The sequence below is a fragment of the Streptomyces hyaluromycini genome, assembly GCF_002217755.1.
Lineage (GTDB): Bacteria > Actinomycetota > Actinomycetes > Streptomycetales > Streptomycetaceae > Streptomyces > Streptomyces hyaluromycini.
In genome coordinates, this window is the sequence record NZ_BCFL01000023.1 from 53471 (window position 1) to 66786 (window position 13316).

The 13316-nt window shown below is 69.3% G+C and carries 2 protein-coding genes; both read right to left on the minus strand.

Going from position 1 to position 13316, the window contains the following annotated elements; all coding sequences use genetic code 11:
* Nucleotides 1-16 precede the first annotated feature (16 nt).
* Nucleotides 17-5647, minus strand: coding sequence for a beta-ketoacyl synthase N-terminal-like domain-containing protein (locus SSP29_RS29340; RefSeq protein ID WP_089103854.1), 5631 nt, complete (start codon nt 5645-5647; stop codon nt 17-19).
* Nucleotides 5644-13314: an SDR family NAD(P)-dependent oxidoreductase gene (locus SSP29_RS29345; RefSeq protein WP_145968961.1), complete on the minus strand. Its 7671-nt coding sequence runs from the start codon at nt 13312-13314 to the stop codon at nt 5644-5646. The genes SSP29_RS29340 and SSP29_RS29345 overlap by 4 nt, the downstream gene beginning before the upstream one ends.
* Nucleotides 13315-13316: the final 2 nt, after the last annotated feature.

The following is a 13316-nucleotide window of genomic DNA, read 5'->3' on the forward strand; positions in this document are numbered from 1 at the left end:
GTCCCCTTGCAATCCGCTATCGGATGTCGCCCAGCTGCACGAGCAGTTCCCGCAGTTCCCCTGCCACCTGCTCAAGTCCGGGTTCCTCCGGAGGCATGTCCGCCGCCGGCGTCCTTGGCGGGCCGGCCGGAGCCCGGTTCGCCCGGTGGGCCGCATCTGCTTCGTGGTCTGCCCAGGGGACGAGCCCCAGCAGGTACTCGGTCAGCGCGGCGACGGAGGGGTGGTCGAAGATCGCGGTGTCGGGGATCTTGAGAGTCAACTGCTTCTCGAGCAAGGTTCGGAACCTTTCGACCATGACGGATTCCATGCCCATGTCGAAGAAACCCTGGCGGGTTTCGGGCAGCTCGGCGGGCGGGTAGTCGAGCAGCTCTGCGAGCCGCTCCTGCATGAACTGGCTCAGAATCTCCTCGCGTTCGACGACCAGTGCCTCGACGAGCTCCGACAGCAGCTCCGAGGTCTCATGGTCGGCCGACGGGGTCGGCTGCTCCGGCAGCCGCGGGCTCGCCGGGGCCTGGGCCGTCTCCGCCGGAGCCGCTGCTACCTGGGCCAGAAGCTCGGTCACCTCTGCCGGAGTCGCGGTCGCTGCCGGCGCCACAGGCACTGTTGGCTCCGCAGGCACTGCCGGAGCCGCTGTCGCGCCTGCCGACCAGTAGCGGTCGCCCACGAAAGGGTAGGTGGGCAGGGGCACTCGGCCCGGCTTGGGACCGCGGTGGTAGGTGTCCCAGTCGATCTCCGCGCCCTGGGCCCACAGCCGCGCGGCCCGCTCCATCGCCGGCGGCGAGTCGAGCGACTCGGGCAGGGCCGGCGGCTCGTCCTGTCCGGTGTCGCCAGCCCCGGCATCCGCCTGGCCGGTGTGCACCACCGGCTCGCCATCGGCCGTATGGTCCTTGAGGAACAGTTCCAGCTTGCGCGCGACGTCGTCCAGGTCGGTGGCGACGAAAGCCAGCCGGAACGGATGCGGGTCACGCCCCGTCTGCAACGTGTAGGCGATGTCCGTCAGACTCGCGGCCCGGTCCGGCGTCCGCAGGACATGCGTCCTCAGCGCCTCGGCGTAGTCCTTGAGCCGGTCCGCCCGCTTCGCGGACAGCACGATGACGGCCGGTCCGCTCTTCAGTGCGTCCTCGCTCCCGGCCCGGTGACGGTCGGCGTCGTACTCCTCGACGATCGCGTGGACGTTCACCCCGCCCGCGCCGAACGAGCTGATCCCGGCGCGGCGTGGAACGACGGTCTCCCTGCCCTCGATGTCGACGACCGGCCGCTTCCAGTCGGCCGTCACCCTCTGTACGTAGAACGGCGACCCGCCGAAATCGATGCCGGGGTTCAGCTCCTCCGCGTGGATGAGCGAGGCGGCGAGCTTCCTGTGCTTCATCTGGAGGAGCACCTTCGTCAGCTGGGCGATGCCGGCCGCGGCCTCCAGGTGCCCGATGTTCGACTTCGTCGATCCGATGGCGCAGAACTGCCGGTCGGCCGTGTCCTTGCGGTACGCCTCCGTGAGGCCGCTGATCTCGACCGGATCGCCCAGCTTGGTTCCCGTGCCGTGCGCCTCGACGTAGCTGATCGTCCGGGCGTCGACGCCCGCCCGGTCCAGCGCCTCCCGGATCACCTCGGCCTGCGCCGTCGGGTTCGGCACGCTGTAGCCGAACGTCCTGCCGTCGTTGTTCACGGCAGTGCCCTTGATGACGGCGTAGATGTGGTCGCCGTCGGCCTCGGCGCGCGCCAGAGGCTTCAGTAGCACCGCGCCGACCCCCTCGCCGGGCACATAGCCGTCCCCGTCCTTGCCGAAGGCCCGGCAGTGCCCGTCGCTCGACGCGAACTGCGCCGCGCACAACGACACGTACTTGCTCGGGTGCAGGGAGAGGTTGACTCCGCCGGCGATCGCCATCGCGCTCTCACCCCGGCTGACGCTCTCGCACGCGAGGTGCAGGGCGACGAGCGAGGACGAGCAGGCGGTGTCGACACACAGACTCGGGCCACGCAGGTTGAAGACGTACGAGACGCGGTTGGCGATCGAGTAAGTCTGCGAGTTGACCGGGGTACCTGCGTCCGCCGCGAAGCCCTGGATCTGGTGCAGTTGGTAGTTGTTGTATGTCGCGCCGACGAACACGCCGACGGAGGCCCGGCCATCTCCGGCCCGGCTGTCGCTCAGCCGCTCACGGGAGTAGCCGGCGTCCTCGAAACAGGCGGCCGCGGTCTGCAGGAACAGCCGTTCCTGCGGATCCATGAACTTGGCCTCGCGCGGCGATATCCGGAAGAACGCCGCGTCGAATCTGTCCACGTCCTGCAAGAACCCGCCCCACTTGCAGTACATGTCTCCGCTCTTGCCGTGCGATTCGCCGACGGAACGGTCGTAGTCGCGTGGGTCCCAGCGCTCTTTGGGGATCTCCACCACGCAGTCACGGGCGAATTCCAGATTGACCCAGTACTCCTCCAGCGTCTCCGCCTTCGGGAACCGCCCGCTGACCCCGATGATCGCGACGTCGCGGGACGTCGGCGCGGCAACCGGCGCAAGCCGCTCCTCGACGGATGACTGCGGAACTACGACCACCTCCTGGTGATCGCTGATGTACCGCGCCAGGTCTCCGATGTTCTTGTACTTGAAGAACGCCTCCGCCGGGATGGTTCCGCAAAATTCCTCAAGGCGTTCGAGCAACCGGTGGACGACGAGCGAGTCGACGCCGATGTCGGCGAAGGCGGTACGCGCGGCCAGCCGCTGCCGTGGGATGCGCAGCAGCTCGGACAACTCGCCGATCAGCAGCTCGACCACCTGGAATTGCCTGTCCGTGGCCCGCGCGACGCCGGAGAGCCGCTCGGCGACCGGCATCCGCTGTGCTGAGGGGTCAGTTGACGCCGCGGGAGCGGACCCCCGGGGTTCCACCTGCGGAGCGTGGTCCGGCCCGACGTCCGGCGCCTCGGCGGTGCGCAGGGACTCGCGGAAGGCCGGCAGCCAGTACCGCTCGTCCGCGAAGGGGTACACCGGCAGATGAATACGGCGGGGCAGCGCATCGTTGTACAGCCGGTTCCACTCGGGCTGCTCACCAGCGAGCCAGCGCTCAGCGGCGCGGACGAGTTCCTGGTTGCCCGGGCCCGCCGTCCGCAGCTGGGCTGTCGTGCCCTCCAGGTATCCGGTAAGCGCGTCGAGCAACTCCTCACGGGTGCGCGCCACCAGCGCGAGCCTGCGCTCCATCGCCTCTCGGCCCACCTGCAGGGTGTAGGCCAGATCGGCGAGGTCGAGCGAGGGGCGGTTCTCCACCGTCCTCGCGACGGCGGCCGCGTAGCGCTGTAGTTGCTCGTCCGTCTGCGCGGAGAGAACCAGCAGGACAGGCGCGTCACGACCGGCCCGGTTGCGTGGCTCGATGCCGTCGGCCCACGGGCTGTACTCCTCGATGACGAGGTGCGCGTTGGTGCCGCTGAATCCGAAGGAGCTCACCGCGGCCCGCCGCGGCCCGCCACCGTGCGGTTCCCACGGCTCCAGAGACGTGTTCATGTAGAACGGGCTGTTCTCCATGCGAATGTGCTCGTTCACCGTCGACAGGTGGATCGTCGGCGGGCGCATCTGGTGTTCCATCGCCAGCAGGACCTTGATGACGCCGGCGACACCGGCGGCCGTGAGCAGGTGCCCGATGTTGCTCTTCACCGAGCCCAGGGAGCAGAAGCCCTCCTTGTCGGTGTAGGCGCGGAAGGCGTCGCTCAGCGCCTCGACCTCGATCGGGTCGCCCAGCTTGGTGCCCGTGCCGTGCGCCTCGACCATCGTGATCGACTCCGGGTCGATGCCGAAGCGGTCGTAGACGTCCTTTTCCAGGCGGGTCTGCGAACTGCCGCTGGGGGCGGTGATCCCGTTCGTCCTTCCGTCCTGGTTGACCCCCCAGCCGCGAATGACGCCGCGGACGGGGTCACCGTCCCGGACTGCGTCGTCCAGGCGCTTGAGAAGCAGGACGCCGACGCCCTCCCCCGGTACGAAACCGTTGGCCCGACTGTCGAAGGTGAAGCAGCGGCCGTCCTTGGAGAGCATGCCCGCCTTGCTCGCCATGACGTGCGTCGACGGCCCGGACAGCACACAGACGCCACCGGCGAGGGCCAGATCGCTCGTGCCCAGCACGAGGCTGTCGCATGCCTCTGCCAGGGCGACACCCGAGGAAGAGCAGGAGGTGTCGATGGCCAGGCACGGCCCCTTGAGGTTGAGGAAGTAGGCGATGCGCGAGCTGAGGATCGAGCAGGAGGCGCCGGTGAACCCCTGGGGGTTCTCGCCATGGTTCATGAGGAACTGGCCGTAGTCGCTGGGTCCGCATCCGACGAAGACCCCGCAGCGGCTGCCGGAGAGGGACGACGGAAGGATGCCTGCGTCCTCGATGCAGTGCCAGCCGGCTGCCAGGAACGTCCGTTGCTGCGGATCCATCTGTTCCGCCTCGGCGGGGGAGATGTTGAAGAACAGAGGGTCGAAGGAGTCGGCCTTCTCCAAGACCCCCATCCACTTGCTGTGCGTCTTGCCGGGCGTCTTCGGGTCGGGGTCGACATAGGCGGCCTGCGACCAGCGTGTCTCGGGGATCTCCGAGACACAGTCCCGGCCGGCCGCCAGATTGGTCCAGAAGGTGTCCAGATCCTCGGCCATCGGGAACCGGCCCGACATGCCGACGATCGCGATGGCCGGAGGGCTCCCCGGTCCCGATGGCCGAGCGGAGGGCAACGCGGCGGACGTGGCGGGCGCGACGGTCTGCTTCGGGTGCGGCAGAGTCGCCGGGGCGGCAGGCTGCGTCCGAGGCGCGCCCACACCGTCGAACAGGGCGGCGATCCTGCTCCTGACCTCCGGCTGGTCGACGAAGGTCAGTTCGTGCATGCGGAGTTCACGCTTGAGCGTGTCGGCCACTCGCTCCCGCAGAGGCGCTGCCATGAGGCTCTTCAGCCCGATCAGCGCGTCTCGCGGTGCCCCGGCCAGTTCCCCGGCCAGGTCCAGCGCGGTCCGCAGCACCTCGTTCCTCGGCACCACCGGGAACGGTACGCCACGCGCCTGCAGCTCCGTGCCGCGGAACTTCCGGCCCGTGAAGAGGATCTCCCGCGCCAGAGCTGCCCCGAACCGCTCGGGAAAGACCAGCGTCGCACCAGCTCCCGGCGTGAAGCCGTACTTCATGTAATTGCTGGTGTAGTAGCTCTCGCTGCCGAGCACAGCGAAGTCGCAGAACATCCCCATCGCCCAGCCTGCGCCGATGGCGTGTCCCTGCATTGCCGCGACGACCGGCAGGGTGCAGTCCAGGGCCAGGGTGTAGACGTCGATGTCGGTGAACTGGACCCGGCCTTCCTGGATGGCCAGCAGGCCTTCCTTCGTACCGCCGGACGCGAAGTAGCCGTCGTATCCGGTCAGGACGACAACACGGCAGCGCTCGTCCGCCTGGACCTCGCCGAACACCCGGCCCAGGCCGGACAGCAGGGATTCAGAGAAGGTGTTCTTGTGCTCCCGGTCCTCCATGGTCACGAGCGCGACACCAGGCTGGACCAGACGCCAGTGAACGACCTCCTCGCCGCTCGCCTCGGAGGTCGCGGGCGCCTGCCGAGGCTGTTGACCGGCGCCGGCCATGAGGGCCCGCAGTTCGTGCTCGGCCACCTCCGGGCTGATCTCGCCGGCCCGTAGGGCGTGAAAGATGTCCTCGGCGGTCATCGAGCCCCCCTGCTGACCAGGCCCTCGAAGAGCTCGCCGGCGACGTCGATCTCCACTCCGCCGTGCCGCACCCGTTCGATGAGCGTGCGCAGGGAGTGCTCACCGCCGGGATCCTGCTGCCGGTCCGGTGAGACGCCGCGGGCTGCCGTCGCCGCAGTCACCTGCTCTCGCAGAAAGCCGGTGAACTCCCGGATCGTGGGATAGCTGTAGATCCTGGACGCCGTGATCTCCAGCCCGTACCGCTTATTGAGCTCCTGGATCCACTCCACACCGATGATCGAGTCGAGCCCCAGGTCGACGAAGTTCTTGTCGTGGTCGATCTCGCTGCGCTTGACCACCAGGATCTCCGAGAGGCTGGAGGTGAGTTCGTCCTCCAGCTGCTCCGCGGAGATCTCCGGCACGCTCGGCGCCACGAGCGGCGGCTCGGGGGCGACAGCGGCCAGGGAGCGCGGGGGCGAGGAGGAGAGTGTGAGGGCCGGAGCCGGGACCGGGGCCGGGGCGGCGGCCTCGGGTCGCGGTCGCTCCTGCGCCGGCTCTGGCTCGGGTGCGGAGCGGGCAGGCAGCGTGGAAAGCCTGATGCGGGGACGATGCGGGGACGATGCCGGTGTGGCGGCCGAGTCCGGCTCCGCCGTTACCGACACCGGCTCGGCCTGCACGGGCGCCGTCTCCTCCGTTGCGGGTCGCCGTGCGTCCCGGTCAGCCGTTGCCTCCCCCGCACCGGGGGCTGCGTCCCGGACCCAGTAACGCTCATTGGCGAACGGGTAGGTCGGCATGCTCATGCGATAGGGCAGGTTGTCCGCGTACAGCTCGGTCCAGTCCAGCTTCAGGCCGATGACCCACAGGGCTAGCAGTTTGCCGTACCTGCCTCTCGCGAGCATCGCGTCCACGGCGGGCCTGATGTCGTCGTCCGCCAACAGCGCGCGCAGGTCCTGGTGTCGCTTGGTCTGTCCCTGGTACAGGCCCTCGATGGCGTTCTCACCGTTCACGTACGCCTGGAGCCGCGTCTCCAGCTCCGCGACGCCGCCCACTACCGTGGCCAGCCGGTACTCCATCTCCTCGCGTCCGATCTGCAACGTGTACGCGGCGTCGACCAGGCAGTCGTCGGTCACCGCTCCCTCGTGGACCGCCTCCAGCAACTGGACCGCCCTGGCACGCAGTTGTTCCTCGTTCCGGGCCGAGAGGACGATCAGCGCCGGGCGTTCCCGCGTGACCCGGGTGCGGGACGGCCCTGCGGGACCGGTGTAGTCCTGGATGAGGACGTGTGCGTTGGCCCCTCCGGCGCCGAAGGACGACACGCCGGCGATCCGGGGCCCCTCCGTCGCCTCGCCGTCGCGGACGGCCGCCGGCCGCCGCCACTCCCCGAGCTGTCGCTGCACCGCGAACGGCGTCTGCTCGAAGCGGATGTTGGGATTCGTCTGCTCGGCGTGGAGGCTGGGCACCAGCATTCCATGCTGCATCTGCAGCACGACCTTCATGAGACCCGCGATACCGGCGGCGGCTTCCAGGTGCCCGATGTTCGATTTCACCGAGCCGATCGCGCAGAACCCGTTGTCCTGGGTGTCACCCCGGAACGCCTGGGTCAGGCCGACCACCTCGATGGGGTCTCCGAGGTCGGTGCCGGTCCCGTGCGCCTCGATGTAGCTGACCGAGCGGGCGTCGATGCCCGCCTTGTCCAGCGTCCTGCGAATGAGGTCTCGCTGGGCCGTCGGGCTGGGCACCGTATAACCGTGCGTCTGCCCTCCGTGGTTCACCCCGGTGGCCGGAATGACCGCGTAGATGTGGTCGTGGTCGGCGATCGCCTCGGACAGACGCTTCAGGACCACGGCCCCGACTCCCTCTCCCGGCACATAGCCGTTCGCGGAACTGCCGAAGCTCTTGCAGCGCCCGTCGACGGACAGCATGTGGTGCGAGCAGAGGCCGACGTAGTTGAACGGGTGGAGGTACAGGTTCACACCACCCGCGATCGCCATCTCGCAATCACCGCGGTGGATGTTCTCGCATGCCTCGTGCACGGCGACCAGCGAGGAGGAGCACATCGTGTCGATGGGCATACTCGGTCCACGCAGATCGAGCAGATACGACACACGGTTGGCCGCGGAGGCGAACGACGTGTGCAGCTCCCCTCGCCTGCCCCCGCTCGCGAGTTCGGGACCGTACAGGTTGAAGCCGGTCTTCGTGATACCCGCGAAGACACCGACGTTACGGTCGTAGCGCTTCGCCAACTGCTCCTTCGTGTAGCCGGCGTCCTCCATCGCCTCCCAGGAGGTGGCGATGAACAGCCGCTCCTGCGGGTCCATGCCGAAGGCCTCGCGCGGTGACATCCGGAAGAACAGGGGGTCGAACTCAGCGAAGCCGTTGACGAAGCCGCCCCACTTGCCGTAGCTCTTGCGCTGCTCAACGGCCTCCACCGGATCCGGGTGGTAGAAGCCCTCCAGCTCCCACCGGTCGCCCGGAATCTCCGTGATGCAGTCCCGGCCGGCCTCCAGGTTCTCCCAGTACTCCTTCAAGCTGTCCGCCTGCGGGTAGCGCCCGGACATGCCGATGATGGCGATGGGCTCCCGGACATGCTCCGTACGCCGGGCAGGCGACGGCCGCACCGACGGCATGGTCTCCACCGGCGCGACCGTCACCGTTCGCGTCGTCAGCGGCCCGGACGTGGCACGGTGGTCCGTCGATGGTCCGTCGGCGGGCGTCACGGCAGGGGTGTCCGTGCCCGTCCAGACCCGGCAGGCAGCGGGATACTCGGCAAGCAGGTAGCCGGCGGCCTGAGCGATGGTCCGCTGCTCGAAGAACAGCGTCTTGGGCAGATCGTCGAATCCGTCCTCCAGCGCCCGGTTCCACCGGGTGATCATGACGGAGTCGATGCCGTACGACTCCAACGGCTCGTAGGGGTCGACGGAATCACCGGCCAGCTTGGCGATCGTGGCCAACTGGCTCTTCAGCCGGTCGACGACCTTCTCCCGGACCGCGTCCTCGTCGAAGGCGGCCGCTCGGGCACGTTCGGGCCGCGGGCGAGTGCCGGCAGCGGAGTTCACATAGTCCATGATCTTTTCCCGGGATCCCGCGAAGACGGCCAGCCGGTCGCACCCCATGGCGAGGCCACGGTCCAGCGCCCGCATGGCGGTCTTCGTCTCCAGTGCTACCGTGCCGGTCTTCTTCCGCAGCCATTCCTCGGCCTCCTCGTCCACGCCCATCCCGCCGTCGCGCCAGAGCGGCCAGTTCACGGACAGGGTGTGGCCGCTGCGCTGACCCGAGGCCACGAGGCGGTTGCGGTAGGGGGCGTAAGCGTCCATGAATCCGTTGGCCGCCGCGTAGTCCGCCTGGCCGACGTTGCCGAAGGCGGACGACACCGACGAGAAGAGCGCGAAGAAGTCAAGCTCCAGCGCCCGGCTCGCCTCGTCCAGGTTCACCAGCCCCCTGACCTTCGGCGCCAGTACGCGGCGCACGTCGTCGGCGGTCTTGCTCACCAGGAATCCGTCACTCAGCACACCCGCGCAGTGGATGATGCCGTCGAGTCGGCCGAAACGGCTGCGCAAGCCCGTCATGAGGTCCTCGACGTCCGGGCGGCTGGCGACGTCGACCGTGCGGTAGTGGACCCGGGCCCCCTGGACTTTCAGCGCTTCTACGGCTGACAGCCGGTGCGGGTCCAGCTCTGAGCGTCCGGTCAGGACGAGTCTGGCGCCGGGCTCCCGGCGCACGATCTCCTCGGCGACGAGCAGCCCGAGGGCTCCCGCCCCACCCGTGATCAGATAGACGCCGTCCGGTTTCCACCGGGGCTCTGCCGTACCGGACCGGGCGGGGCCGGCCTCACGGTGGGCGGCGACGAGGCGGCGCCCTTGTTCGTAGCGGACATGGCGATCGTCGGGGAGCGACGCGTTCTCTTCGAGGACGGCCGCCAGGCGGCCCGACTCCGCGCCGATCTCGATCAGCTGGCCGACCAGCTTGGGGTTCTCCAGAGTCGCCGTTCTGACCGCTCCGGCCAGACCGGACAGACACGCGTCCGGGCCGACTCCAGGCACGACGACCTGGACCAGGACGCGCCCAGTCACTCCTCCCCGCAGGAGCTCCTGCAGTTCCTCGGTCAACCGCAGGGCATAGTCCTCGAACCGCCCGTCTACGGAGCGCGCGGACGACTGCAGTACCTTCACCCGCCGGGTGCCGTCCGCCTCCGGCACCAGCCTCAAGGGCGCCGTCGGGCCGTCCCCGCACAGGATGACGAGGTGATCCGTCCAGCGGACGCCGGCGTCCGGAGCGGTCGCCGGTGCTTCCCTCCAGTGCGGCAGCAGGAGCAGCGGGGGCTCCTGCGGCTCTACGGGCTCGCGCACCGTCGGCGGCGCCACAGGCCGGTCCGCGTGCCGGGGCAGCCAGTACCGCTCCTTGGTGAACGGGTAGGCCGGAAGCGGAACGCGGCGCGGGCGACGGCCGTCGTAGAGACGCGACCAGGGGATTGCGCCCCCCTTCACCCACAGCTCCAGGACCTCGGCGTACCTGTGGCTCCGCAGGCACTCCTCGATGGCCTCCGGCTGTTCCCCTTCCGTCCTGGAGACGTCGGTGGTGGGTGCGTCGTGTTGTACGGACCCTCGGTACAGACCCGGATCCTCGCCTCCGTCGATATACAGCTGGAGCGCCGAGATGAGTTCGCTCCGGGAGCGGGCCACGAAGGCCAGCCGCGCCTTCATCGCCTCCCTGCCGGTCTGCAGGGTGTACGCGATGTCCGCCGTGTCGCAGTCGTCGAGCGAGCCGTCCCGCAGCGCGGTCAACAGCCTGTCCGCCCGCAGGCGCAGTCGTTCTTCGTTCCTGGCGGACAGGACGAAGACCGATGCCGCCGCGGGTGCCTCCCCGGGCGTGCGGTCGCGCGGCTCGTAGGCCCGGTGCTCCTCGATGACGAGATGGGCGTTGGCGCCCCCGGCGCCGAAGGACGAGACTCCCGCGATCCGCGGATACTCGCGTTCCTCGCCATCGACAGTGAGATTCGGCCGGTGCCAAGGTGCCAGCTCCTGCTGCACATTGAACGGTGTGTCCGCGAAGTCGATCTCGGGGTTCGGCGTGCGCGCGTGCAGGGAGGGCGCCAGCTCGCCGTGTTTCATCTGCAGCAGCACCTTGGTGACACCGGCTATCCCGGCCGCGCTCTCGCAGTGCCCGATGTTGGTCTTGACCGAGCCGATCGCACAGAACTGGTTGTCCGGAGTGTGCCGCCGGAACGCCCCGGCGAGAGCGGCGACCTCGATCGGGTCGCCCAGCGCCGTCCCCGTGCCGTGGGCCTCGACATAGCTGACGGTGCGCGCGTCGCAGCCCGCGACCTTCAGGCTCTCGGCGACCAGTTCCCGCTGTGCCTTGAGGTTGGGGACGGTGTACCCGTTGGTCCTGCCGCCCGCATTCAGCCGGCTGCCCTTGATGACGCCGTAGATGGTGTCGCCGTCGGCCACTGCCTTGGCGAGGGGTTTCAGCACGACCGCGCCGACGCCCTCGCCGTCGACGAATCCGTCGGCCTTGTCACCGAACGCCTTGCAGCGGTCGTCCGGCGACAGCATGGTCATCGACGTGAGGCGCGCATAGTGCACCGGGTCCACGATCAGGTTGACCCCGCCCGCGACCGCGCACTCACAACTGCCGTTGTTCAGGCTCTCGACCGCCAGGTGGATCGCCGTCAGCGACGACGAGCAGGCCGTGTCGACGGCAAGGCTGGGGCCGTGGAAGTCCAGCGAGTACGACACTCGGTTCGCGATGGACCAGTAGTTCGCCCCCGAGGGGTAGTTGCCGTTCATCACGCCGACGAAGACGCCGACCCGACGGGTGCCGGAGAGCGTCGCCGGAGTGTAACCGGCGTCCTCAACGGAGGCGTAGGCGGTCTCCAGGAACAGGCGTTCCTGCGGGTCCATCCTCTCGGCCTCGGCCGGAGAGATGCGGAAGAACAAGGGGTCGAACGTGTCGATGTCCGTGAGGAAGCCGCCCCACTTGGTGTACATCGCGTCGGGGTCGCCCGGCGCGTCCCGGTAGTACGTCCGCCAGTCCCAGCGGTCGGCCGGGATCTCCGTGACGCAGTTCCTGCCCTCCCGGATGTTCGCCCAGAACTGATGCACGTCCTCCGCGCCCGCGTACCGGCCTGCGAGCCCGATGACGGCGATCGCCTGCGAACCCGTTGTGGGTTCCGGGGTCAGCGTGCTGCCGGCGGGGCCGGTGGGGGGCGTCTCGCGGGTCCGCTCCTGGGGGGCGGACACCGTCTCGGGCTGTGCCGGCTCCTGCGCCGCGAACATCTCGGCGAGAGCGTCCGCACGGGACTCGGCGAAGTGCTCGGCGAGTTCGTCGATCGTCTGGTGCTCGAAGAACACGGTGCTGCTCACCTTGCCGAGCGTCTTGCGCAGCCGGTTCGCCAGCTGCACAACCACCAGCGAGTCGATGCCGTACGTCTGCAGTGGCTCGGCCGCGTCGATCTTGTGTGCCGGACGCTTCAGCGCCTCGGAGACAAGTGTGGTGAGGTACTCCACGCACCGGCTCTTGAGGGTGTCCTTGGAGACGGAAACGCCGACGGGTGCTCTGGCAGGGACGGGGGCGACGGGCGCGGGGGTGGTGTCGGCGAGGGCGTTCGTGATGGTTCGCCGCCGCACCAGGCCGTCACTCACGGCGCAGATCAGCTGCTGCCCCGCATCCGCCCCCGGAACCTCGGGGAACGGTGCAGGGTCCAGTCCCTCCTCGCGCAGCACCCGCGCCCAGGTCTCCGGCGCGAGCCCTGGGCAGCCCGGGAGGCGCAGCTCCGGGTCCTCCGCACGCCACCAGCCCTCCAGCAGGCCGAACGTCAGGTGGGCGAAGAGCGAGTTGCCCACCAGTTCGTTGGCCACGAGTACGCCGCCGGGCCGCAGGAGTGCCTTGACCTGCCGCAACGTGTCGCGAATGGACCGGGTGGCGTGCAGCACGTTGGCCGCGATCGCCACGTCGTAGCCGCCGGTCTCCAGGCCCTGTTCCTCGGGTACCGCCTCGACGTCGAACACGCGGCACGTGACGTACGGATGGTCGGGGACGAACTCCCGCTCGGCGTGCAGGAGGAAGGCCCGTGACACGTCGGTGTACGTGTACTCCCGCATCCGGTCGCGCAGCGGGCGCAGCGCGCGAAGCACGGCACTGCTGGTCGCCCCGGTGCCCGCTCCGATCTCGATGACGCGGAAGGTGGCGCCGGGATCCTCGCGCAGTCGGCGCGTCAGGTGCGCGAGGACCTGTTCGGCCAGCGCCTCCCGCCCGGCGTCGGCCTCCGGGTTGTCCCGGTAGACCGCCTCCACCAGTTTCAGGGAGGAGTCGGGGAAGAGGACCTCTACCGCCGGGGTGTCGCCGGTCAGCACCGACCGCAGCGCGCGGACGGTGCGGTCCAACAGGGCGACTTTGCCCCGCAGACGGGGAAACTCCAGCCATGCGTCCCGGCCGCGGTCCCACTCGTGCCACAGCGCGTCCGCGTCCGAGGTCCCGGCGCCGCTGGGGCCGCCGTCGAGCAGGCGCTCACGGCGCAGCGCCCGGACGGTCTCCTCGGTCCAGCCGCGGTAGGCCTCGGAGATCCCGGCCTCGCCCATGACCGCGACGGGGTCGGCGTCCGGCCCGAGTCGGGCGCCCATGGCGAACAGTTCGGCTCGCACAAGCCGTGCGAGCAGGTGCTCCAGGCGCCCCTCGAGTCGTTCGGTCATGG

Coding starts and splice junctions, on each gene's coding strand:
- SSP29_RS29340 (WP_089103854.1), bottom strand. CDS start 5,647: ATGACCGCCGAGGACATCTTTCACGCCCTACGGGCCGGCGAGATCAGC.
- SSP29_RS29345 (WP_145968961.1), bottom strand. CDS start 13,314: ATGACCGAACGACTCGAGGGGCGCCTGGAGCACCTGCTCGCACGGCTT.